Source organism: Marinobacter sp. bablab_jr008 (assembly GCF_016464145.1).
GTDB classification, from domain to species: domain Bacteria; phylum Pseudomonadota; class Gammaproteobacteria; order Pseudomonadales; family Oleiphilaceae; genus Marinobacter; species Marinobacter nauticus.
Genome location: NZ_JACDWW010000059.1, coordinates 548943 through 570954 on the forward strand (window position 1 = coordinate 548943; position 22012 = coordinate 570954).

A 22012-nucleotide genomic window follows, 5' to 3' on the forward strand; every position below is an offset into this window, starting at 1 on the left:
CCAATAGGGGCTGCCGATGACACAAAGGGCGCAAGCCCTGGATGAGAGAATTACGGAGCGACGATCATGGCGACCACCGACAACGAGGTGAAAGAGCTGATCAAACGGGAATACGAACACGGTTTCGTGACTGAAATCGAAGCCGACACGTTCGAACCCGGCCTGAACGAAGACGTCATTGCCCGCCTTTCCGCCATAAAGAAAGAGCCGGAATGGATGCTGGAATGGCGCCTCAAAGCCTATCGTCGCTGGCTGGAAATGGAAGAGCCGAACTGGGCTCATGTCGGCTACCCGAAAGTCGACTACAACTCGATTTCCTATTATTCCGCGCCCAAGCGCAAAGAGGATATGCCGCAAAGCCTGGATGAAGTGGATCCGGAGCTGCTGAAAACCTACGAAAAGCTGGGCATTCCCCTGCACGAGCGCGAAAAGCTTGCCGGCGTTGCCGTGGACGCAGTATTCGACTCGGTTTCCGTAGCCACCACCTTCAAAGAGCCGCTGGCCAAGGCCGGCGTGATCTTCTGCTCTATTTCCGAAGCCGTCCGCGACTATCCGGAACTGGTCCAGAAATACCTGGGCACCGTGGTACCCCACGGCGACAACTTCTTTGCGGGCCTGAATTCGGCGGTGTTTTCTGACGGCACCTTTGTGTACGTACCCAAGGGTGTGCGCTGCCCTATGGAGCTGTCCACCTACTTCCGCATCAACGCCGCCAACACCGGTCAGTTCGAACGCACCCTGATTATCGCCGACGAAGGCAGCTACGTAAGCTACCTGGAAGGCTGTACCGCACCGATGCGCGACGAGAACCAGCTGCACGCGGCTGTGGTTGAACTGGTGGCATTGGACGATGCCCAGATCAAATATTCCACCGTACAGAACTGGTACCCGGGCGACGAAAACGGCAAGGGCGGCATCTATAACTTTGTGACCAAGCGCGGCGCCTGCATTGGCAAGAACTCCAAGATTTCCTGGACCCAGGTGGAAACCGGCTCCGCCGTCACCTGGAAGTACCCGAGCTGTGTACTGCGCGGTGAGAACAGCGTTGGCGAGTTCTACTCTGTCGCGCTGACGCATAATTACCAGCAGGCCGATACCGGCACCAAGATGATCCACCTGGGCAAGAATACCCGCAGCACCATCATCTCCAAGGGTATTTCCGCCGGCAAGAGCTCCAATGCTTACCGCGGCCTGGTGAAATTCGGCCCCGGTGCAGAAGGCGCGCGTAACTTTACCCAGTGTGATTCGCTGCTGATCGGCGACCGCTGCGGCGCGCACACCTTCCCGTACATCGAGAGCAAGAACAAGTCGGCGATCGTGGAACACGAGGCGACCACTTCCAAGGTCAGCGACGAGCAAATGTTCCTGTGCCGCCAGCGCGGTATCGACCCGGAGCAGGCAGTGTCCATGATTGTGAACGGCTTCTGTAAAGAGGTGTTCAAGGAGCTGCCGATGGAGTTTGCGGTTGAAGCTGGCAAGCTGCTGGAAGTCAGCCTTGAAGGGTCCGTTGGTTAAACGCTATGCCCCGCTGGCCTCGGAGGAGGCCAGCGAGCGGGGGAGCTTTCCGGGATACGCTGTGAATACATCCCTGTACGCTCGACAAAATCATCCCTGATTTTGACGATCCCGGAAAGCTCCCCCGCTCACTGTCCCGAACGTTTTCAGGGGCATCAAAGGGTACGAATTTATAGATCGAAATTCAGGATATAGAGAGACATCTACAAATGCTGAGTATCAAAAACCTGCACGCCTCCGTTGAGGGCAAAGAAATCCTCAAGGGCATTAACCTGGAGATCAAGGCCGGGGAAGTTCACGCCATCATGGGCCCGAACGGTTCCGGTAAGAGTACCCTGTCACAGGTTCTGGCAGGCAACGACGCATTTGAAGTCACCAAGGGCGAAGTCACCCTGAACGGAGACAACCTCCTGGATCTGGAAACCGAAGAACGCGCCCGCGAAGGCATCTTCCTGGCCTTCCAGTACCCGGTGGAAATCCCGGGCGTGAGCAACCTGCAGTTCCTGCGCACCGCCGTCAACGCCATGCGCAAGCACAAGGGCCAGGATGAGATGAACGCTGCTGAGTTCATGAAGCTGGCCAAGGAAGTTTCCAAACAGGTAGACCTGGACCCGGCCTTCCTGAAACGCGGCGTGAACGAAGGCTTCTCCGGTGGCGAGAAGAAACGTAACGAGATCATGCAGGCCCTGCTGCTGCAGCCGAAACTGGCCATTCTGGATGAAACCGATTCCGGCCTGGACATCGACGCCCTGAAAGTGGTTTCCGATGGCGTGAATGCTCTGCGCTCGGAAGACCGCGCCATTCTGATGGTCACTCACTACCAGCGCCTGCTGAACCACATTGTTCCGGATTATGTGCACGTACTGGCTGGTGGCAAGATCATCAAGTCGGGCGGTCGTGAACTGGCCCTGGAACTGGAAGAGAAAGGTTACGGCTGGCTGGGCATTAAAGACGACGACACCAGCAACTGATCAGGAGGCCGTGGAATGAAATCTGTACCCATGCTTTCCAGCGCCTTCCTGCACCCGGCCGGGGAATCCCTGCCGGAGCCGTTGCTGGCGCTGCGCAAGGAACGGGCCAGCGCGCTGGTGGATATGCCGCTGCCTACTCGCAAGACCGAGAACTGGAAGTACTCCAGCAAGTACCTGAAGCTGGCCGACGATATGGCCATTTCCCTGCCGGCCGAAGGCAAGACCGGCAACAGTCTCGCTGTGCCAGGCTACAAAGTGGTTTTCATCAACGGCGTGATGATTCCTGAAGCCAGCGAGTATCCGGATCTCGACGGTATCGAGATCCTGAGCTTCAACGATCTCGCTAACGGCGAAGCTGAAGCCCTGTCTGCAAAGCTCGGCAGCACCCTGAATCACGATCAGGCTCAGTTTGCCCGCCTGAACGGGGCGCGCTTCGAAGATGGCCTGTTCATTCGCCTGAAACCCGGCGCGGTGCTGGATCAGCCGCTATTCATCATCCATGAGACCAGCGCTGACGCCAGCGGCTCCGCCTATCCACGTATCTACGTGGAAGCCGGCGCCAACAGCCAGCTGACCCTGGTAGAGGAGTACACCTCCAGTGGTGAAGCATCCGCCTTGGTCAGCACAGTAACCGAATTCAGTCTGGCCGATGGCGCCAACGTCACCAGCATCCGCCTGAACATGGAAGGCGAGAATGTTCAGCACATTGGCGCTACCGGGGTACTGCAACAACGCAGCTCGCGCTTCGAGAGCCATTGCGTTGGTTTTGGCGGCCCCCTGCGCCGGCACGATCTGCAGGTGCGACTGGAAGGCGAAGGCGCGGAAACCAAACTCAATGGTGTGGTGGTTACTCAGGGCAAACAGCACTACGACAACCACACGTCCATTGACCATGTCGCGGCCCACTGCAACAGCGAAGAGACCTATCGCAATATTGCTGCGGACCAGTCCCATGCTGTGTTCAACGGCCGGATTCATATCCACCAGGACGCCCAGAAGTCCAACGCGGATATGAACAACAAGAACCTGCTGCTGTCCAACGGGGCAGAGATTGATACCAAACCGGAACTGGAAATCTACGCCGACGATGTGAAGTGCGCGCACGGCGCCACCATCGGCCAGCTGGACGAAACCTCCGTGTTCTACCTGGTATCGCGCGGGATCGGTCGCCGGCAGGCCAATGTTCTGCTCACCATGGCGTTTATTAACGAGCTGGTGCAACAGATTCCGGTGGAAGCCGTGCGAGAAACCGCCCAGGCGCGGTTGAGTGATTTCTTTGAGCAAACCTTTCAGGAGGCCTGAGGGGCATGACTGATCTGTCCGTGGCAAACAACACCCAGTCGATGGCGTTTGATGTACAAGCCATTCGCCGCGACTTCCCGATTCTCCATCAGGAGATCAACGGGAAGCCTCTGGTGTATCTGGACAACGGTGCATCGGCGCAGAAGCCACAGGCCGTGCTGGATGCCATGGATCGCTATTACCGCGAGATGCACTCCAACGTGCACCGTGGCGCCCATACCCTGGGTGATCGTGCGACCGCCGCCTTTGAGGGCGCCCGGGAAACCGTGCGCGAATTCCTGAATGCGCCCAGCACCCGCGAAATCATCTGGACCCGTGGCACCACCGAAGCCATCAACCTGGTAGCCAATGGCCTGGCCCCACGCCTGAAAGCCGGCGATGAGATTCTGGTCAGCCACATGGAACACCATGCCAACATTGTGCCCTGGCAGATGGTGGCCGAGCGTACCGGCGCCAGGGTTGTGCCCATTCAGGTGACACCGCAAGGCGAGCTGGATCTGGATTCGTTCAACAGCCTGCTGAACGAGCGCACCCGGGTGCTGGCGATCACCCACGTGTCCAACGTGCTGGGCACCGTCAACCCGATTGCGCCCCTGATCGAACAGGCGAAAAAACAAGGTGTACTGACCCTGGTGGACGGCGCCCAGGCGGTGCCCCACTTCCAGCCGGACGTTCAGGCTCTAGGCTGTGATTTCTATGCATTCTCTTCCCACAAGCTGTTCGGGCCCACGGGCATTGGCGTGCTTTATGGCCGCGCCGAACTGCTGGAAGAAATGCCACCTTACCAGGGCGGTGGCGAAATGATTGAGCGGGTATCGTTCGAACGAACCACCTGGAATGTGCTGCCCTACAAATTCGAGGCTGGCACCCCGGCTATTGCCGAGGCGGTAGGCCTGAGCGCCGCTATCGACTATCTGAATTCTCTGGACAGAAAGGCCATGGAAGCTGCAGAGAATGGCTTGCTGCGCCAGGCCAATGAACTGGTCGAAACCGTACCAGGCATGGAGATTATCGGCACCGCGAAGCAGAAAGTACCGGTGATGTCGTTCAAGATTGCCGGCCTGCACCCGAGCGACATCGGCACCCTGCTGGACCAGCAGGGCATTGCCATCCGCACCGGCCACCATTGCGCCATGCCATTGATGGATTTCTACGGAGTACCCGGTACAGCCAGGGCTTCGTTTGCGTTCTACAATACGCTGGAAGAGGTCGAGAAACTGTTTACCGGCCTGCAAAAGATCCAGCGCCTGTTTGCCTGAGGAGGTGGAAACATGACAGCCGAAGTCTTCACCCCAAGCGATGTGAACGTGACCATGACCCCGACGGCGGTCAAACACGTTCGCAAACAACTGGACAAGAAACCGGAAGCCAAAGGCATTCGCCTGGCCATCAGAAAAAGTGGCTGTTCCGGTTTCAAGTACGAAACCCAGTGGGTAGAAACACCGGAATCCGATGACCGTATTTTTACCATCGACGGCGTGGATGTGTTCGTAAAGCAGGAACACCTGCCACTGGTGAACGGCATCGAAATCGACTTTGTCACCGAGGGTGTGAACTCCCTGTTCCGCTTCCGCAACCCCAACGCCACCGCTGAGTGCGGCTGTGGTGAAAGCTTCACGGTGGCGTAAAGCACAAAGATAGGACTGATCAAACATGCAAGAACGCGAAGTCGTCCTGACCAAACGCGAAGTGGAAGCCCGCCTGGTACCTGCCGGAACGGAAATCATGATTCCGTCAGACACCTTTGTGACCATTACCCAATCCCTCGGCGGCAGCTTCACCGTGGCGGTCAACGGCAATCTTGCCCGCATTGAAGGCCACGACGCCGATGCCCTGGGCAAGCAGCCGCTGGAAAGCAGCTTCGAGACCCCGGAAGACGGCACCATCAACGAAAACCAGGTATGGGAAGCGCTGCGTAACTGCTACGACCCGGAAATCCCGGTGGACGTAGTCAACCTCGGCCTGATTTACGAATGCCGGATTGAGAACGGCACAGAAGACGGCAATCACGTTTACATCAAAATGACCCTGACCGCAGCTGGCTGCGGCATGGGCCCGGTGATCACCGACGATGTGAAGCGAAAGGTGGAGCATGTACCCAATGTGGACAAGGTAACCGTTGAGCTGACCTTTGATCCGCCCTGGAACAACGATATGCTCACCGACGAAGCCAAACTCGAACTGGGAATGCTATGACCGCCAGCAAGGAACAATTTCTGAACAACCCCCTGGGCAAAGACACTACCCTTGAAGACGTTCTGGATGCGTTTGAGTTTCTGGACGACTGGGAAGAACGCTACGCCTACATCATCGATCTGGGCAAACAGCTGCCAGGTTTTCCCGATGATGAGCGGGTTGAAGAAAATTACGTACACGGCTGTCAGAGTCAGGTGTGGCTGATTCACCTGTACGATGAGGACAGCGGCAAACTGTTCCTGCTGATCGATTCCGATGCCATGATTGTGCGCGGCCTGGCCGCTATCATTCTGGTGGCTCTGAACGGCAAGACGCCGCGAGAGCTGCTGGCCACCGATATTGATGAGCTGTTCGAGCAGCTGGATCTGTTCCGCCATATCTCCCCCACCCGGGGCAACGGCCTGCGGGCCATGGTCGGCAAGATCCGGGATATTGCGGCGGCCGAAGCCGCCTGAGACTTACCAGATAATGGCCAGGTCATCGCGCTGAACGTTGATCAGGCCACCTTCCGTGGGGATTCGCCCGTTACTGAAATCCGGATGCACGTTGTCCAGTGTCAGCGTCACCCCGGTATCGGACAGCTCAGGCGTACCATCCAGTGAATCGAAGTATCGCTGGCTGCGGTACAGATTGAGCTCATCCCCCGGTCGCAGGCCCGCCGTTGCGCCGGAGGCAAGAGTCACCCGGTTGCCATCCACACGGGTTATCCGAGCCATGAATGGCTGACAGGCCAGAGCATTATTGACGGCGGCGGTCATCTCGGCAATGACACCTTCAACCGCCTGCCCCCACTCGGAACCTTCAAAGCCCGCCGATGCAAAACCTCCGGTACCACTGCCATCCGGCTGCCAACGTGCCGAGGTTTCAAACCGCTGCCGGAAGACCGGAGAACCGCTGAAGCCATCAAACACCATCACTTCGGCCTCAAACCGGCGCGAAGTGTCGGCCATCCCGATACCTCGCTGCATGCGATCCAGAATTGAGCTGCCCCAGGCGCCGGGGTCGGCCAGGCCAATATCCCGAATCACACCTGCCACCACAAACTGCGCCCCCAGTTCCCGGGCCAGCTGAACCACATTCGTCAGCTGATTGCTGGCCGGGTTTTTCTGAGACGTGGGCGCATCCGGCAGGTTGCTGAACAGCTGTAACGATGTCGCCCCCAGCACCTGCAATTGCCCCTGTTGTTGCAAGCGAGCCACCAGCTCCCGCGGCAATTGTTCGCCGGCGTCATCCAGGGCCGCACCGCCACCCTGCTCCGGACGGGTGATCGGGAACGCGGTTACCGCCACCCGTTTACGCAAACCGGATGCCTGCCCCGCCTTGCAGCTGCCAGCCTTGCCTTTGGCATCCGACATCTCTGCCCGGACAATCACCCTCAGCAGATTGCCACTTCGGTACTCATCCACGATCGTGGCATTGCGAACCTGGGCCATGGCCGACAGCTCGGTATGAGAGCCCACAAGCTGACCGTTCTCCATGGTGTCCCGGGTGCTGACCCTGGCCTGATATTGCAGCGCAAGGTCGCGCATCGCGGCCTGACGCGCCTCAGTGCGGGCCTGATCCAGATTATTCTCCCGGATATTGGCATGCCCCACGCCTTCAAGGACCACGCCTTGGGCAAGGCCGGTACACAAGCTCAGCACCCAGAACAGAAGCATTGATCTCATCATGGCAATTCAACCCACCGGAACGATACCGGTTCAATCACGGCGTTCATCAACAGACCTAATCCAGGTAGTACAGTGAATCTGTGCGACGAGCCTCAACATCCCCTACACGATCATTCCGTCTGGGCATGGGAATGGCACAGACATCCTGCACCTGATCGTCCGCCACCTTCGCCACACATTCCCGAAACCTTGGCTCCAGGCGCAGCTCCATCACCGTTTCCACCACGCCATCGCTATGCTCATTCACCGCCACCATCCGGGCGCCGCGAATGTAGCTGTCCACATAGGTGCGGAAACTGTCGTTCTGCAGAACGAAGTCATTCACCGTGGAACTGCCGTAGATCACGGTACCGTAGACCCGCTCTGCCAGATTCCGGTAGGCATCCAGCTGTGAAGCCCTTCGAGCCAGTAACCGCTTGCGGGTATTGACCCGGTCGGCCTGAACATTCTCATAAGTACCAAAACCACTGACCCGAACCGTAATGGGCTCAAAGGTTTCGGTCCTGGCCTGATCGTTCCGGTAGCTGCCTACCGGCGCACAGGCGGCCACGGCAAATGCCAGAACAGGAACAAGGATCCAGCGCAACGTCATTATCTTGTCTCCGGAAAACACTTTCACCAGAACCATGAAAGAATCACGCCAGATTCGACAACTCAATGATCTTTGGACGGTTTCGATTATTCGGCGCAACTCCATGGCCATGCCGGCGGCAAAAAGCTGCCTTTGTTTACACATACAGAACAAACCGTTACCGGTTGTGCGCTGTGTCACGAAATAAACTGGTCTAACCTTTCAGACACTTAATGATTTGTTCATGCAATAAAACCAATTCAGGACCGCCCATGAAAGCAAACCGCCTCAGCAAACTGTCCCTGGCCATCGGCCTGTCTGTTGCCACCACGTCTGCACTGGCAAGCCCGCAAGCCTTTATGTCTGCCCGCTCCTTCGCCATGGGCGGAACCGGCGTCGCCGTTGCCCACCCCTCTGCTGCACCGAGTGCCAACCCGGCCATGATGGCTGCTGAACAGCACGACTGGGCAGACGATTTCGGTCTGATGCTGCCGTCTGTGAATGCGCGTGCGGCCGATGAGGAAGAGGTGATTGATCAGGTTGATGATATCCAGGACCAAATCGAGCAGTTTGAGGACCTGAAGTTTTCCAATCAAGCCGATGCCCAGGCCAAAGCACGGCAACTCGTAGACAACCTGGAAGCCTTTGACCGCGACACCATGCGTGCCAATGCAGGCTTGGGACTTGGCCTTGCTATCCCCTCAAACTCCTTGTCCTTTGGCTTCTTCGCCAACGCCAATCTGACAGCGACTGTGCGCGGTGAACTGGACGAAAACGACCTTGACCTTCTAAATGACATCGCTAATGGCGTTCGCCCGCCCGCCACTACAGATCTTGATACAGAGCTGAACTCACGCGGCAGAATCCTGGCCTCTGCAGTAGCAGAAGCCGGCATCAGCATCGCTCACTCGTTTATGCTTTCTAATGGCAACGCATTGCAGCTTGGTGTCTCCCCCAAATACGTGCAACTACAAACCTTCCAGTACACCGAAGAAATCTCAGACTTCGAGGATGATGATTTCGACAGTGACGAATACGAAACTGACAAAAGCGGCTTCAACCTGGACATCGGTGCTGCTTATGCCTTCGGTGCTGAAAACCAGTGGAACGCCGGCGTCGTCGTCAAAAACCTGATCCCGATGGAACTGGATTCGGCCCAGAATCATCCGAGCGAAGAAAAATACACCCTCGAACTCAACCCGATGGTCACCGCAGGTATCGCCCACAAGAGCGACTACCACGTAATCACGGCAGAAGTGGACCTGACCAAGAAAGAAGCCTTCGGGTATGAAGACGATACCCAGTGGCTGGCCCTGGGCGCGGAATTCGACGCCTGGCGTTACGCCCAGCTGCGCGCAGGTGTTCGCCACAACCTGGCCAGTAACGACGACAACGACGGCATCGAGGAAGACACTCAGTTCACCGCAGGTCTCGGCCTGAACATCATTGGTGTTCGCGTGGATATCGGCGCCCTGTACAGCAGCGCCGATGTCGGCGCAGCCCTGGAACTCGGCACCTCCTTCTAAGCCGACGCCCCCGGCCGCAAAAGCCCGGTCTGCCCTGCGCAGCCCGGGCTTTCTTATTTCACGCTGCCTGTTTGCCTCTGGCCGGTCGTGGCCGGATAATCCCCGTTACCCATTCATGGCAATCAGGAACAAACCGCATTATGCAAACCTATCTGGTGGGCGGCGCTGTCCGCGACAAGCTGCTCGGCCTGGGCGTTAAAGACCGGGACTGGGTAGTGGTTGGTGCCACCCCGGAAGACATGCTCCAGCGAGGCTTCAAACAGGTAGGGGCGGATTTTCCGGTTTTCCTGCATCCGGACACCGGCGAGGAATACGCCCTGGCCCGGACCGAGCGCAAGCAGGGGCGCGGGTACCACGGGTTCAGCGTTTACAGTGCACCGGATGTCTCCCTGGAAGACGATCTTCGCCGCCGTGACCTGACCATCAACGCCATGGCAGAAACCGAGAACGGCGACCTGGTGGACCCGTTCAACGGCCATGCCGACCTGGAACAGAAAAAGCTTCGGCATGTGTCTGAAGCCTTCGCCGAAGATCCCCTGCGCATCCTTCGCACCGCCCGCTTCGCCGCGCGCCTGCAGCCACTCGGGTTCAGCATCTGCCGGGAGACCATGGCGCTGATGCGGGAGATGGTCGCCAGCGGCGAACTCGGGGATCTGGTGCCAGAGCGGGTATGGCAGGAAATCCAAAGGGCATTGCATGAACAGGCTCCCGGCGTGTTCTTCGATGTGCTTCGGGAGCTTGACGCCCTGAAGGTGCTGATCCCGGAATTGGTCGATGAGCTGGGTTTCCGCCAGGGTCTCAGCGCCCTGCAGTGCATCCACCGCAAACAGGGTTCCACCGCCCAGCATTACGCCGCCTTGCTCAGTGGTGTGCCCGAGCCAGACGCCATTGCCAGGGCTAAAGCCATGAAAAGCCCCAACGACTGCCGGGATCTGACCCACCTGGTCTGTCTGTTCATGGCTCGGTTGAACGACGCCTCGCCTGAAGCCCGGCTAACACCGGAACGGGCAATGGAACTTCTGGACAAAGCCGATTTCTGGCGAAGGCCCGATCGTTTCGGCGTTTTGCTGGGCACCCTCGCCTGCACCCTCCAGGACGAACGCGCCCACGTGGTTCAGCAACTGGAACTGGCCGCACGCAGGGCCCAGAGCGTAACCCCTCACCCGTTCCTGCAAAGAGGCATTCACGGCAAAGCCCTGGGCGAGGCAATCCAGAACGAGCGGCTGGCCCGTATTACTGAGGCACTGAACTCACACGAATAAGGAAAGACACCCCATGCCCTATCCCGTCGCCCTGATCACTGGCGCAGCCCACCGCCTGGGTGCCCACACAGCAGAAACCCTGCACGCTCGCGGCTGGAATGTTGTGATCCATTACCGAGGCCGGGAACAGCAGGCCCGGGCACTGGCCGACAAGCTGAACCAGCAGCGCCCGGCATCCGCCGTGTGTTACCACGCGGATCTCGCCGACATGAACCAGCTCCGGCAACTGGCGGAACAGGCCTGTGCACACTGGGGGCAGTTGGATGCGCTGGTCAATAACGCTTCCGTGTTTTACCCCAACCCCACCGAAGATACCTCCGAACAGGACTGGGACACGATACTGGGCGCCAACCTGAAAGCCCCCTTCTTCCTGCTTCAGCAATGCTTGCCTGCGCTAAAAGCGGCCTCCGGCAGTGTGGTCAACATGATCGACATCTACAGTGAGAAACCACTGAAGGACCACCCCCTTTACTGCGCCAGCAAGGCGGGGCTGGCAGCACTAACCCGCTCCTGGGCCAAAGATCTGGCGCCGGATGTTCGGGTAAATGGCGTGTCCCCAGGCGCCATCCTCTGGCCGGAAGGCGAATCAGCCGTGGACGCAGCCCACCAGCAGGCCATTCTCGATAAAACGCCCCTGGCCCGCACCGGTAACCCGGCCGACATTGCCGGCGCCATTGCCTACCTGGTATGCGACGCGCCGTTTATCACCGGCCAGATACTGTCGGTGGATGGCGGCCGCAGCCTGAATATGTGATCACCCGCACCAGAACAACCCCGACCTTCGTTGTTTTGGCCGGCAAGCGCTTTGCCGCTACAATGCCTGCCATTCTTATAAACGGGCGCCACCCAACCAGGTGCCCAGATTAACGGAGAGTTCTCATGCGTGATGTTGTTATTGTTGCCGCCAAACGTACCGCCATCGGCAGCTTCGGTGGTGGTCTGTCCAGCCTGCGTGCAGACCAGCTGGGTACGGCCGTGATCAAGGCCGTGATGGAAGAAACCGGTGTCGCCGGCGACCAGATCAATGAGGTTATCCTCGGCCAGGTACTCACCGCTGGCTGCGGCCAGAACCCGGCCCGACAGTCTGCCATTAATGCTGGCCTGCCAGCTTCCGTGCCCGCCATCACCATCAACAAGGTCTGTGGCTCCGGCCTGAAAGCCGTGCACATGGCGGTTCAGGCCATCCAGTGCGGAGATGCCGAGATGATTCTGGCCGGCGGTCAGGAAAGCATGAGCCAGGCGCCCCACGTTCTGCCCAACAGCCGCAACGGCCAGCGCATGGGCAACTGGAGCATGATCGACACCATGATCACCGACGGACTGTGGGACGCCTTCAACGATTACCACATGGGTATCACGGCTGAAAACATCGTTGAGAAATACGGCATCACCCGGGACGAGCAGGATGCCTTTGCCGCCGCATCCCAGCAAAAAGCCGTCGCTGCGCAAAAAGCCGGCTACTTTGACGGCCAGATTGTCCCTGTCACCATTCCCCAGCGCAAAGGCGATCCACTGGTGGTGGACAAGGATGAGTGCCCCCGCGACGGCGTCACTGGCGACAGCCTGGGCAAACTGCGCCCGGCCTTCAAGAAAGACGGCTCGGTAACTGCCGGCAACGCTTCCTCCCTGAACGACGGCGCTGCCGTGGTGATGGTGTGCAGCGCAGACAAGGCGAAAGAGCTGGGCCTGACCCCGCTGGCAACCATCAAAGCCCACGCCAGTGCCGGCGTGGACCCTACCATCATGGGCACCGGCCCGATTCCGGCCAGCCAGCGCTGCCTGGAGCGGGCGGGCTGGACTGTTGACGACCTGGACCTGATCGAAGCCAACGAGGCCTTCGCCGCCCAGGCAATTTCCGTTAATCGGGACCTGGGCTGGGACACCGCCAAGGTAAACGTGAACGGCGGCGCCATTGCCCTGGGCCACCCGATTGGCGCTTCCGGTTGCCGTATTCTGGTCAGCCTGCTGCACGAAATGACCCGCCGCGATGCCAAGAAAGGTCTGGCCACGCTGTGTATTGGCGGTGGTATGGGTGTGGCCCTGGCCGTTGAGCGCTGATGCTGCACGTGGTCCTGTACGAGCCGGAGATACCGCCGAACACCGGCAATATCATCCGGCTCTGCGCCAACACCGGCTGCCAGCTGCACCTGATTGAACCCCTGGGATTCTCCCTTGAGGACAAGCAGATGCGGCGTGCCGGGCTGGATTACAGCGAATACGCTACGGTAAAGATCCATCCGGATTACGACAGCTTTCTGGCCACCGAGCAGCCTTCGCGGCTGTTCGGTCTCACCACCAAAGGAAGTCGCCATTACCACGAGGTAGTGTTTCGGGACGGTGACTACCTGATGTTCGGGCCGGAAACCCGGGGCCTGCCGGAAGACGTGCGCAACGGGCTACCCGCCGAACACCGTCTTCGGGTACCCATGCGTCCGGAAAGCCGCAGCCTCAACCTTTCCAATACCGCCGCCCTGGTGGTTTATGAGGCCTGGCGGCAACTTGGGTTTGAGGGCTCGATCTGACCAATCCCGGGTAATCACCCACAAAAAAACCGGCCGAAGCCGGTTTTTTTCGTTGAGCAGCAGCGCTTAGTGAGTCTGCTCTTCCTTGGCTTCACCCGCCGCTTCTTCCTGCTTGCGCTTGAGCGCCTGGGCATAGATCGCGTCGAAGTTAACCGGAGCCAGCATCAGGGCCGGGAAGCTGCCCTTGTTCACAATGCCGTCAATTGCTTCGCGGGCATAGGGGAACAGGATGGTCGGGCAGTAGGCGCCGAGCATCTGGCCAAGCTGCGGGCCTTCAATGCCGGAGATCATGAATACGCCGCCCTGCTGGATTTCGACGATGTACGCCACCTTCTCACCCACCTTGGCAGTCACTGTCAGGGACAGAACCACTTCGTACTGGTTGTCGCTGATCTTGTTGTGAGAGGTGTTCAGATCCAGGTTTACCTGGGGCTTCCACTGCTCCTGGAAAACCAGCGGAGAGTTGGGGGATTCAAAAGACAGGTCCTTCACATAGATGCGCTGAAGGGCAAACTGTGGTTGGTTCTGGTTCTCGTTGCCTGCGGCTTGCTGATTCTCAGCCATGATCAGTCCTTTCGTTTCCGTATTATGGGGCCAGGCCCGTTGTTATGTCGTCGTCTGCCGGAACAGTCTACTGCCAGGTTCCGAATGGTAATGTGAAACAGTGCGTCAGATCGCCACTCAGATCAAGCCCTGTTACTTTTTCACCAGGGGCAGATTGCTGGCCTTCCAGTCGGTAATACCACCGTTCAGGCGCACCACATTACTGAAGCCCTCGGCATTGAGCTGCTTGACCGCCATGGCGGCGTGCTGGCCCATCTTGTCGACAACGATAATCTGTTTTTCCTTGTGCTTGCTCAGCTCATTAACGCGGCTTTTGAGACTATTAAGCGGAATATTCACCGAGCCGGTAATGCGGCCTTCGTTGAAGTCTTTGCGATCGCGGATGTCCAACACCACCGCTTCATCCTTGTTGATCAGCGTAACCGCGCCCTGGGCCGAGATCTTGGCACCACCCCGGCGCGATTCCAGCACGATGATGGCCAGCAGGAACGCCACAAACAGCGACACCAGAATGTAGTGATTAACAACAAATTCAAACAAGCGGTCCATGAAACTACCCTGACAATTGGTTTGGCCGGATTATACACACCCACACCGGCTCACAGAAGGCAGTCGCCCCGCCATGATAGCGCCAGCACATCGTGATCATGAGCAATGCTTCAGCGAACGCGCGTGGTCTGAGTAAATGAAAACGGTTACAATCTGCCCCACTCAAATTCTGTTCTTTTTGCAACCAAGCGGACGACACGATGACCGAGACGCGCAAGCCCACTGCACTGATAATTCTCGACGGCTGGGGCCACCGTGACCCGGCGGAAGACAATGCCATTTCCAACGCCAACACCCCGTTCTGGGACAGGATCTGGCATAACCAGCCGAAAACCCTGATCAACACCTCAGGGATGTTTGTTGGCCTGCCCCAGGGCCAGATGGGTAACTCCGAAGTGGGCCATATGAATCTCGGCGCCGGCCGCGTGGTGTATCAGAGCCTGACGCGCATCGACAAAGATCTCGAAGATGGCGATTTCCAGAAGAATGAGGCCCTTTGCAACGCCATCGACAAGGCTGTTGCCAATGACAAGGCCGTACACCTGATGGGCCTGCTGTCTCCGGGCGGCGTCCACAGCCATGAAGATCATATTCTGGCGGCCGCTGAGCTGGCTGCAGCCCGTGGCGCCAAAGAAGTTTACATCCATGCCTTCCTGGATGGCCGTGACATGCCACCACGCAGTGCCCGCCCTTCTCTGGAAAAAGCCGCCGCGAAAATGAAAAGCCTGGGCGTTGGCCGGGTAGCCACCATCGTTGGCCGGTATTTTGCCATGGACCGGGACAACCGCTGGGATCGCGTGGAAGCGGCCTATAACGCCATGACCCTGGGCGAAGCCGAGTTCATCAGCGACGACCCGGTGGCGGCACTGGAACAGGCCTATGAGCGTGGCGAGAACGACGAATTCGTGAAGCCGACCCACATCCGGGCCGATGGCGAGCCCGAGGGCATCATCAATGACGGCGACGCCGTGCTGTTCATGAACTTCCGTGCCGACCGCGCCCGGGAAATGACCCGCACCTTCGTAGAGCAAGACTTCGACGGTTTCGACCGACGCAAGCACCCGGAACTGGCAGATTTCGTGATGCTCACCGAATATGCCGCTGACATCAAAACCTCCTGCGCCTACCCGCCCGAGCAACTGGCCAACGGCCTGGGCGAGTACATGGCGAAGCAAGGTAAAACCCAGCTGCGCATTGCAGAGACCGAGAAATACGCCCACGTGACCTTCTTCTTCAATGGCGGCCTGGAAACTCCCTTTGAAGGTGAAGATCGCATTCTGGTGCCGTCTCCCAAGGTGGCCACCTACGACCTGCAGCCGGAAATGAGCGCACCTGAGGTTACCGACAAACTGGTTGAAGCCATCAAGAGCGGCAAGTACGACCTGATCGTCTGCAACTACGCCAACGGCGATATGGTTGGCCACACCGGCAAGCTGGACGCCGCCATCAAGGCCGCCGAGTGCCTGGACCAGTGTGTGCAGCGTGTGGTGGAGGCCCTGGATGAAGTGGGTGGCGAAGCCTTGATTACCGCCGACCACGGCAACTGTGAGCAGATGACCGACCCCAACTCCGGCCAGGTACACACCTCCCACACCATTGGCCCTGTGCCTCTGGTTTACACCGGCCACCGCAAGGTGAACCTCCGGGACGACGGCAGCCTGTGCGATATCGCACCGACGCTGCTGGCCCTGATGGATACCGAAAAGCCTGCGGAAATGACCGGGCACAGCCTGGTCGAGTTCGACTGATCGCTCCGCCGGTAAAGGTGTTGCGTAAACTGACCGTCCTGGTGCTGGCCCTCACATTGGGGGCTGCACCTTTGGGCGCCCAGCAGGATGTGACCCCCGAACAGGTCGAGGCGCTGAAGGAGCGTATCGCTGACATCGACCGCTGGCTGGCCGATGCCGAAGAAGACCGGTCAACCCTTGAACAGCAACTGGCGGCCACCGAGCGCAAAATCAGCACCCTGACCCGGGAACGCCGTACCCTTCGGCAGCAGGCCCGGGAACAGCAGGAGCGCCTTGCCGAGCTTCGCGCCCAGGAAAGCGAGCTGGCCAATACCCTCGAACAGCAACGGGAAAACCTGAAACTACAGATCCGGGCAGCCTGGATGGAAGGCGACGCGCCGGCTCTGAAAGTATTGTTGAACGAGATTGAGCCCGGCGAAGTTGCCCGCACCCTCACCTACTACGAATACCTGAGCAAGAATACCGTCTCCCGCCTGGAAGCGTTCCAGCGCAGCCTTCAGGAACTGAAAGCCGCCCGCGCCGCCGTTCAGGCCACCCGCACCGAACTGGCCAAGACCGAAGCCGATCTGGAACAGCGCCAGCAGCAACTGACCCAGAGCCGGCAGGATCGGGCCAGAACACTGGCCGCCCTGAATGACGACATCCAGAACCGCCGTAGCGAGCGCCAATCCCTGGAAGCCGATCGCCAGCGCCTGGAGCAATTGCTGAAAGAGGTGCAGCAGGCCATTGCCAGCATTCCGGCCCCGAACGAATCCAGTCCGTTCAAATCCCGCCGCGACAAGCTGCCCTGGCCCGCAAAAGGGCGGGTAGTCAGCAATTACGGCGCCATGTACGCAGATGGCAAACTGCGCCGTAACGGCATTCTGATGAATACCGCCGAAGAGGCAGAGATCAAGGCCGTGCACTATGGCCGGGTGGTATTTGCCAACTGGCTGCGTGGATTCGGGCTGATCACCATCATTGATCACGGCGATGGCTACATGACCCTCTACGGCCACAGCAGCAGCTTGTTCACAACCCCCGGTGACTGGGTGCGCCCGGGCGAGACCATTGCCCTGGCCGGACGCACCGGCGGCACCGAAGACCCGGCCGTGTATTTCGAGGTACGTAGCAACGGCAAACCCGTGAACCCAAGGAGCTGGCTGGGCAAGCCATAACAGGGCTGACAAACGGCGTTGCGGGCGCCATACTGTCCGGGTCAGGAACCAGTCCAACTATTGGAAACAAAACAGGATATGTGAATGAAACGGGCCAGAAGTACACTCAAGACCTCGCCATTGCGCACCATGATTCTTGCCACCTGTTGTTTCACAGCCCCCGGACTGGCCCTGGCACAGGATCAGGACGCTCAGACCCAGCAGATTCTGGATTCCATTCAGAGCGGCGAGCGGGTTGAACTGAAACTGCCAGACCCGGAAGAACAACTGCCGCTGGAAGACCTGCGCAAGTTCACCGAAGTGTTCAGCCGCATCAAAGACGCCTACGTGGAAGATGTCTCCGACACTCAACTGCTCGAGAGCGCCATCAAAGGCATGTTGTCCGACCTGGACCCACACTCTACCTACCTGGCCCCCAAGGATTACGAGGAACTGGAGGAAAGCACCTCCGGAGAATTCGGTGGTCTTGGCATTGAAGTCGGGATGGAGAACGGCTTTGTCAAAGTCATCTCCCCCATCGACGACACCCCGGCCCAGAAAGCGGGCGTTCAAGCTGGCGACCTGATCATCAAGCTGGACGAAAAGCCGGTGAAGGGAATGTCGCTGGAAGAAGCCGTTAACCTGATGCGCGGCAAGCCCGGCACGGTGCTTACTCTGACCATCATGCGCGAGGGCGAAAGTGCGCCTATCGAGATTGATGTCACCCGGGATGTGATCAAAGTCACCAGCGTTAAATCCCGGATGATCGATAACGGCTACGGCTATGTCCGTGTCACGCAATTCCAGGCCGAGACTGGCCGGCAGTTCCTGAAAGCCCTCAGCGATCTGGAAGACGAACACGGCAACGATCTGGACGGCCTGATCATTGACCTTCGCAACAACCCCGGCGGTGTGTTGCAAGCTGCCGTAGAGACCGCGGATGCCCTGTTGGACGAAGGCCTGATTGTTTACACCGAAGGCCGTATCCAGAGTTCACGCCTGCGCTTCAGTGCCAAGCCCGGCGACGTCATGGCTGGCACACCTATTGTCGTGCTAATCAACGGTGGCTCTGCTTCCGCGTCGGAAATCCTTGCCGGCGCGCTCCAGGACCATGAACGTGCCGTGGTGATGGGCACCCAGTCCTTCGGCAAGGGCAGTGTCCAGACGGTCATACCGCTGGACGAGACCCACGCCATCAAAATGACCACAGCCCGTTATTTCACGCCGGATGGTCGCTCCATCCAGGCTACCGGCATCAAGCCGGACATCGAGGTGCGCCCGGCGGAATTGAAAGAACTCGACAGCAGACCATTCTTCACCGAAGCCGACCTGAGCGGTCATCTTGAAGGGGAGAATGAGGAGGAGGCCCGCAAGGCCAGAGAACAGGCTGCGGAAGCACAGGCTTCTGCGGCCGACCGGGACTATCAGCTGCGGTCGGCCCTGAACCTGCTGAAAGGCTTGCACATCCTTAACCGGAAGAACAACAGCAAGCCGCAGGAAAACGCCCAGTGACTTTACGTTCTACCCTCGCGCTGCTGGCGCTTCTGGCCATCAGCCCTGTCGCTGCGTTTGCGTCAGGGCCGGGTGAACCCCAGCAGCCCACCATTGCCATCATTATTGATGACATGGGCCACAATCGGTACGAGGGCGAGCGACTGGCAAAGCTTGACCAGCCCCTGACACTGGCCTTCCTGCCTTACCGGCGCCACACAGTTCCCTTGGCGAAGCTGGCCCACGCCCAATCCAAGGAAATCATGTTGCACGCCCCGATGGCCAACACCCGCAACTTCGGTCTCGGCCCGGGCGGACTGACACCGGATATGGACGAGCCGACCATCACCACCACCCTGCGCCGGGCACTGCAGTCCATTCCCTTTGTCAGCGGTGTGAACAATCACATGGGCAGCCTGCTTACTCAGCAACTGGAACCGATGGATTGGGTAATGAAAGAGCTGGACCGCTACCCGGTGTATTTCGTCGACAGCCGCACCATTGCCAATTCCATCGCCGGCAGTGTGGCCGATGCCTACAACATCCCGAGCCTGACGCGCGATGTGTTTCTCGATCACGAACAGACGGAAGAGTTTGTCGACAAACAGTTCAAACTGCTGATTCAGACCGCCAGGGAGAAAGGCACGGCAATCGGTATCGGACACCCGCACAAGGTCACCGTGGATTATCTGGAGAAGCACCTGCCGATGCTGGATGAACAGGGCATTGCCATCGCCACGGTCAGTGGCATCTGGGCCATGCGCAACGGTAATCGGGAGATGTTTGCGGAAGGGGAAAAGCAGGCCATCCGGCCTGCCTATGCACGCAGCAATTAATCGCGGACTTCGATGCCCTGAGCCTTCATAAAGGCTTTGGCTTCAGGAATGGTGTGCTGACCGAAGTGGAAGATGGATGCCGCCAGAACCGCGTCTGCGCCACCCTGGGTAACGCCATCGGCCAGATGCTGAAGCTCACCTACGCCACCTGAGGCAATCACCGGCACGGCCACCGCATCGCTGATGGCACGGGTCAGGCCCAGATCAAAGCCGATCTTGGTGCCATCACGATCCATACTGGTCAGCAGCAACTCCCCTGCCCCCAGCTCAACCATTTTCTTCGCCCACTCTACGGCATCCAGCCCGGTTGGCTTGCGACCACCGTGGGTAAAAATCTCCCAGCGCGGCTCCTCGCCCTCTGCGCTCACGCGCTTGGCATCAATGGCGACGACAATGCATTGCCGGCCAAAACGCTCCGCTGCCTCCCGCACAAACTCGGGATTAAAGACTGCGGCCGTATTGATGGAGACCTTGTCGGCTCCGGCATTGAGCAGTTTGCGGATATCATCGACGGTGCGCACGCCACCGCCCACGGTCAGCGGGATGAACACTTCCGCCGCCATGCGCTCTACCGTTTCGTAGGTGGTGTCGCGGCTTTCGCTGCTGGCCGTGATGTCCAGGAAAGTGATCTCGTCCGCGCCCTGCTCATTGTAGCGACGGGCCACTTCCACCGGGTCGCCGGCGTCGCGGATATCGACAAAATTCACGCCTTTAACCACACGGCCTTTGTCGACGTCCAGACAGGGGATGATGCGTTTTGCCAATGCCATTGTCAGTCCTCAGTTTTTCAGGCTGTCGCAATAGGCTTGCGCTTCCGCCACATCCAGAGTGCCTTCGTAGATGGCGCGGCCGGTGATAGCACCGATGACACCTGTGTCGGCAACGGTGGCCAGGCGCTTGAGGTCGTCCATGTTGGTAACGCCGCCAGACGCAATCACCGGGATGCCACCTTCCTCTGCCAGCTTGGCGGTGGCTTCGACGTTCACGCCCTGCATCATGCCGTCACGGGCGATGTCGGTGTACACAATGGAGGACACGCCGTCGTTGGCGAAGCGCTTGGCAAGGTCTACTGCCATGACTTCGGAGACTTCGGCCCAGCCGTCGGTGGCGACGCGGCCGTCTTTGGCGTCCAGGCCGACGATGATGTGGCCGGGGAATTCCTTGCACATTTCGGTGACGAATTCAGGCTCTTTAACCGCCTTGGTGCCGATGATGACCCACTGCACACCGGCCTTCAGATAGGCTTCAATAGTTTCCGCCGAGCGGATGCCGCCGCCGATCTGTATGGGCAGATTCGGGTATTTCACTGCCATCGCCTTTACGATTTCACCGTTTACCGGTTCGCCGGCGAAGGCGCCATTAAGGTCAACCAGGTGCAGGCGGCGGGCGCCGGCGTCGACCCACTTGGTGGCCATGTCGACGGGGTCGTCACCGAATACGGTAGAGTCTTCCATGCGGCCCTGACGCAGTCTTACGCATTTGCCGTCTTTCAGATCGATAGCGGGGATAATCAGCATTTTCCGGTCCAGTTCGTAAAGTTTTCCAGCAACTGCAGCCCCGCCCGGGCACTTTTCTCCGGGTGGAACTGCACTGCAAAGATGTTGTCTCTCGCTACCGCTGCCGCCAGGTCGACACCATAATGAGTGCGGCCGGCCATGTCGACGTTGCCTTCGGCTTCGGCGTAGTAGCTGTGTACAAAGTAGAAGCGGTCGCCGTCCGGGATGTTGTGCCAGAGCGGGTGGTCCTGGGTTTGGTACACCTGGTTCCAGCCCATGTGGGGCACTTTCAGGCGTTCGCCGTTTTCGGTGAGGTTGTCACCGAAGTAGCGGACTTCGGACGGGAACAGGCCAATACCTTCCACACCGCCGTTTTCTTCGCTGCGGGCCATCAGAGCCTGCATGCCAACGCAGATGCCGAGGAACGGCCGGTCCTGGGAGACGTCTTTAACGAGCTCAACCACGCCCAAACGGTGCATTTCGGCCATGCAGTCGCGGATGGCGCCTACACCGGGCAGAATCACCCGGTCAGCTTCACGGATTTTGGCGGCATCGTCTGTAACCAGTACGGTGCAGTCCGGGGCCACGTGCTCTACGGCTTTGCGGGCGGAATGCAGGTTGCCCATGCCGTAGTCGATGATGGCGACGGTCTTCATG

The 22012-nt window shown here is 59.0% G+C and carries 23 protein-coding genes; 16 read left to right on the forward strand and 7 right to left on the reverse strand.

Translation table 11 applies throughout. The annotated features are described in order from the left end of the window. The first annotated feature begins 66 nt into the window (after nucleotides 1-66). From sufB to JIF53_RS11250, 7 genes are all read left to right on the forward strand, one after another. Nucleotides 67-1515 (forward strand): Fe-S cluster assembly protein SufB, encoded by a 1449-nt coding sequence (sufB, locus tag JIF53_RS11220; protein WP_011786593.1) that lies wholly within the window; start codon nucleotides 67-69, stop codon nucleotides 1513-1515. 209 nt (nucleotides 1516-1724) lie between these two features. Beyond that, nucleotides 1725-2486, forward strand: a complete 762-nt coding sequence (gene sufC, locus JIF53_RS11225; RefSeq protein ID WP_153741703.1) for a Fe-S cluster assembly ATPase SufC — start codon at nucleotides 1725-1727, stop codon at nucleotides 2484-2486. 15 nt (nucleotides 2487-2501) lie between these two features. Further along, a complete protein-coding gene (gene sufD / locus JIF53_RS11230) occupies nucleotides 2502-3788 on the forward strand; it encodes a Fe-S cluster assembly protein SufD (RefSeq protein ID WP_153741704.1) in 1287 nt (428 codons plus the stop codon). 5 nt (nucleotides 3789-3793) lie between these two features. Continuing rightward, a complete protein-coding gene (locus JIF53_RS11235; protein ID WP_153741705.1) occupies nucleotides 3794-5047 on the forward strand; it encodes an aminotransferase class V-fold PLP-dependent enzyme in 1254 nt (417 codons plus the stop codon). Nucleotides 5048-5059: 12 nt separating this feature from the next. Next, the gene (locus JIF53_RS11240) at nucleotides 5060-5416 is read left to right on the forward strand and encodes a HesB/IscA family protein (RefSeq protein ID WP_153741706.1); all 357 of its coding nucleotides are present in this window, start codon (nucleotides 5060-5062) and stop codon (nucleotides 5414-5416) included. Nucleotides 5417-5441: 25 nt separating this feature from the next. Next, nucleotides 5442-5984 carry a putative Fe-S cluster assembly protein SufT gene (gene sufT / locus JIF53_RS11245; RefSeq protein WP_022990808.1) on the forward strand — a complete coding sequence of 181 codons (543 nt, stop codon included), beginning with the start codon at nucleotides 5442-5444 and terminating at the stop codon, nucleotides 5982-5984. After that, nucleotides 5981-6439 carry a SufE family protein gene (locus JIF53_RS11250; RefSeq protein WP_011786599.1) on the forward strand — a complete coding sequence of 153 codons (459 nt, stop codon included), beginning with the start codon at nucleotides 5981-5983 and terminating at the stop codon, nucleotides 6437-6439. Before sufT ends, JIF53_RS11250 begins: the two co-directional genes overlap by 4 nt. A gap of 3 nt (nucleotides 6440-6442) precedes the next feature. Here the strand turns inward: JIF53_RS11250 and JIF53_RS11255 are convergent, their stop codons facing one another. Together JIF53_RS11255 and JIF53_RS11260 are read right to left on the reverse strand one after the other, a co-directional pair. Further along, nucleotides 6443-7654, reverse strand: a complete 1212-nt coding sequence (locus JIF53_RS11255; protein ID WP_153741707.1) for a flagellar assembly protein T N-terminal domain-containing protein — start codon at nucleotides 7652-7654, stop codon at nucleotides 6443-6445. Nucleotides 7655-7709: 55 nt separating this feature from the next. Continuing rightward, on the reverse strand, nucleotides 7710-8246 hold the full coding sequence (locus tag JIF53_RS11260; protein WP_031210035.1) for an LPP20 family lipoprotein: 537 nt from the start codon (nucleotides 8244-8246) through the stop codon (nucleotides 7710-7712). A gap of 251 nt (nucleotides 8247-8497) precedes the next feature. Between JIF53_RS11260 and traF the strand changes: the two genes are divergently transcribed. The 5 genes from traF (at nucleotide 8498) to trmL (ending at nucleotide 13535) form a co-directional block, all read left to right on the forward strand. Beyond that, nucleotides 8498-9751, forward strand: a complete 1254-nt coding sequence (gene traF / locus JIF53_RS11265) for a conjugal transfer protein TraF (RefSeq protein ID WP_227549001.1) — start codon at nucleotides 8498-8500, stop codon at nucleotides 9749-9751. Between the two features lie 140 nt (nucleotides 9752-9891). Continuing rightward, nucleotides 9892-11013: a multifunctional CCA tRNA nucleotidyl transferase/2'3'-cyclic phosphodiesterase/2'nucleotidase/phosphatase gene (locus JIF53_RS11270; protein WP_153741708.1), complete on the forward strand. Its 1122-nt coding sequence runs from the start codon at nucleotides 9892-9894 to the stop codon at nucleotides 11011-11013. A gap of 13 nt (nucleotides 11014-11026) precedes the next feature. After that, complete coding sequence (locus tag JIF53_RS11275; protein ID WP_153741709.1) at nucleotides 11027-11767, forward strand: pteridine reductase; 741 nt, start codon at nucleotides 11027-11029, stop codon at nucleotides 11765-11767. A 125-nt stretch (nucleotides 11768-11892) separates the two neighbouring features. Continuing rightward, on the forward strand, nucleotides 11893-13071 hold the full coding sequence (locus JIF53_RS11280) for an acetyl-CoA C-acetyltransferase (protein WP_153741710.1): 1179 nt from the start codon (nucleotides 11893-11895) through the stop codon (nucleotides 13069-13071). Beyond that, on the forward strand, nucleotides 13071-13535 hold the full coding sequence (gene trmL / locus JIF53_RS11285; RefSeq protein WP_022990802.1) for a tRNA (uridine(34)/cytosine(34)/5-carboxymethylaminomethyluridine(34)-2'-O)-methyltransferase TrmL: 465 nt from the start codon (nucleotides 13071-13073) through the stop codon (nucleotides 13533-13535). The genes JIF53_RS11280 and trmL overlap by 1 nt, the downstream gene beginning before the upstream one ends. 66 nt (nucleotides 13536-13601) lie before the next feature. Here the strand turns inward: trmL and secB are convergent, their stop codons facing one another. Both secB and JIF53_RS11295 read right to left on the reverse strand, forming a co-directional pair. Continuing rightward, nucleotides 13602-14099 (reverse strand): protein-export chaperone SecB, encoded by a 498-nt coding sequence (secB, locus tag JIF53_RS11290; RefSeq protein ID WP_011786606.1) that lies wholly within the window; start codon nucleotides 14097-14099, stop codon nucleotides 13602-13604. Nucleotides 14100-14231: 132 nt separating this feature from the next. Further along, nucleotides 14232-14648: a rhodanese-like domain-containing protein gene (locus JIF53_RS11295; protein WP_023008631.1), complete on the reverse strand. Its 417-nt coding sequence runs from the start codon at nucleotides 14646-14648 to the stop codon at nucleotides 14232-14234. A gap of 200 nt (nucleotides 14649-14848) precedes the next feature. On the opposite strand from JIF53_RS11295, the gene gpmM reads away from it, so the two are divergent. From gpmM to JIF53_RS11315, 4 genes are all read left to right on the forward strand, one after another. Then, complete coding sequence (gpmM, locus tag JIF53_RS11300; RefSeq protein ID WP_022990801.1) at nucleotides 14849-16396, forward strand: 2,3-bisphosphoglycerate-independent phosphoglycerate mutase; 1548 nt, start codon at nucleotides 14849-14851, stop codon at nucleotides 16394-16396. Between the two features lie 56 nt (nucleotides 16397-16452). Then, entirely contained in the window at nucleotides 16453-17553 is a 1101-nt protein-coding gene (locus JIF53_RS11305) for a murein hydrolase activator EnvC family protein (RefSeq protein WP_153741722.1), read from the forward strand. Between the two features lie 84 nt (nucleotides 17554-17637). Further along, the gene (locus tag JIF53_RS11310; protein ID WP_153741711.1) at nucleotides 17638-19044 is read left to right on the forward strand and encodes a S41 family peptidase; all 1407 of its coding nucleotides are present in this window, start codon (nucleotides 17638-17640) and stop codon (nucleotides 19042-19044) included. Continuing rightward, nucleotides 19041-19859 (forward strand): divergent polysaccharide deacetylase family protein, encoded by an 819-nt coding sequence (locus JIF53_RS11315; protein WP_153741712.1) that lies wholly within the window; start codon nucleotides 19041-19043, stop codon nucleotides 19857-19859. The genes JIF53_RS11310 and JIF53_RS11315 overlap by 4 nt, the downstream gene beginning before the upstream one ends. On the opposite strand, the gene hisF is transcribed toward JIF53_RS11315, so the two are convergent. The 3 genes from hisF to hisH are packed head-to-tail and all read right to left on the reverse strand — an operon-like array spanning nucleotide 19856 to nucleotide 22011. Continuing rightward, nucleotides 19856-20629 (reverse strand): imidazole glycerol phosphate synthase subunit HisF, encoded by a 774-nt coding sequence (hisF, locus tag JIF53_RS11320; protein WP_153741713.1) that lies wholly within the window; start codon nucleotides 20627-20629, stop codon nucleotides 19856-19858. The genes JIF53_RS11315 and hisF overlap by 4 nt on opposite strands. A gap of 9 nt (nucleotides 20630-20638) precedes the next feature. Next, entirely contained in the window at nucleotides 20639-21376 is a 738-nt protein-coding gene (gene hisA, locus JIF53_RS11325) for a 1-(5-phosphoribosyl)-5-[(5-phosphoribosylamino)methylideneamino]imidazole-4-carboxamide isomerase (RefSeq protein ID WP_153741714.1), read from the reverse strand. After that, the gene (hisH, locus tag JIF53_RS11330) at nucleotides 21370-22011 is read right to left on the reverse strand and encodes an imidazole glycerol phosphate synthase subunit HisH (protein ID WP_153741715.1); all 642 of its coding nucleotides are present in this window, start codon (nucleotides 22009-22011) and stop codon (nucleotides 21370-21372) included. The genes hisA and hisH overlap by 7 nt, the downstream gene beginning before the upstream one ends. Nucleotide 22012 lies beyond the last annotated feature (1 nt).

Excerpts from the sequence above, each read along its gene's own strand:
- sufB (WP_011786593.1), top strand. The coding sequence starts at position 67 with ATGGCGACCACCGACAACGAGGTGAAAGAGCTGATCAAACGGGAATAC.
- sufC (WP_153741703.1), top strand. The coding sequence starts at position 1,725 with ATGCTGAGTATCAAAAACCTGCACGCCTCCGTTGAGGGCAAAGAAATC.
- sufD (WP_153741704.1), top strand. The coding sequence starts at position 2,502 with ATGAAATCTGTACCCATGCTTTCCAGCGCCTTCCTGCACCCGGCCGGG.
- JIF53_RS11235 (WP_153741705.1), top strand. The coding sequence starts at position 3,794 with ATGACTGATCTGTCCGTGGCAAACAACACCCAGTCGATGGCGTTTGAT.
- JIF53_RS11240 (WP_153741706.1), top strand. The coding sequence starts at position 5,060 with ATGACAGCCGAAGTCTTCACCCCAAGCGATGTGAACGTGACCATGACC.
- sufT (WP_022990808.1), top strand. The coding sequence starts at position 5,442 with ATGCAAGAACGCGAAGTCGTCCTGACCAAACGCGAAGTGGAAGCCCGC.
- JIF53_RS11250 (WP_011786599.1), top strand. The coding sequence starts at position 5,981 with ATGACCGCCAGCAAGGAACAATTTCTGAACAACCCCCTGGGCAAAGAC.
- JIF53_RS11255 (WP_153741707.1), bottom strand. The coding sequence starts at position 7,654 with ATGATGAGATCAATGCTTCTGTTCTGGGTGCTGAGCTTGTGTACCGGC.
- JIF53_RS11260 (WP_031210035.1), bottom strand. The coding sequence starts at position 8,246 with ATGACGTTGCGCTGGATCCTTGTTCCTGTTCTGGCATTTGCCGTGGCC.
- traF (WP_227549001.1), top strand. The coding sequence starts at position 8,498 with ATGAAAGCAAACCGCCTCAGCAAACTGTCCCTGGCCATCGGCCTGTCT.
- JIF53_RS11270 (WP_153741708.1), top strand. The coding sequence starts at position 9,892 with ATGCAAACCTATCTGGTGGGCGGCGCTGTCCGCGACAAGCTGCTCGGC.
- JIF53_RS11275 (WP_153741709.1), top strand. The coding sequence starts at position 11,027 with ATGCCCTATCCCGTCGCCCTGATCACTGGCGCAGCCCACCGCCTGGGT.
- JIF53_RS11280 (WP_153741710.1), top strand. The coding sequence starts at position 11,893 with ATGCGTGATGTTGTTATTGTTGCCGCCAAACGTACCGCCATCGGCAGC.
- trmL (WP_022990802.1), top strand. The coding sequence starts at position 13,071 with ATGCTGCACGTGGTCCTGTACGAGCCGGAGATACCGCCGAACACCGGC.
- secB (WP_011786606.1), bottom strand. The coding sequence starts at position 14,099 with ATGGCTGAGAATCAGCAAGCCGCAGGCAACGAGAACCAGAACCAACCA.
- JIF53_RS11295 (WP_023008631.1), bottom strand. The coding sequence starts at position 14,648 with ATGGACCGCTTGTTTGAATTTGTTGTTAATCACTACATTCTGGTGTCG.
- gpmM (WP_022990801.1), top strand. The coding sequence starts at position 14,849 with ATGACCGAGACGCGCAAGCCCACTGCACTGATAATTCTCGACGGCTGG.
- JIF53_RS11310 (WP_153741711.1), top strand. The coding sequence starts at position 17,638 with ATGAAACGGGCCAGAAGTACACTCAAGACCTCGCCATTGCGCACCATG.
- hisF (WP_153741713.1), bottom strand. The coding sequence starts at position 20,629 with ATGGCATTGGCAAAACGCATCATCCCCTGTCTGGACGTCGACAAAGGC.
- hisA (WP_153741714.1), bottom strand. The coding sequence starts at position 21,376 with ATGCTGATTATCCCCGCTATCGATCTGAAAGACGGCAAATGCGTAAGA.
- hisH (WP_153741715.1), bottom strand. The coding sequence starts at position 22,011 with ATGAAGACCGTCGCCATCATCGACTACGGCATGGGCAACCTGCATTCC.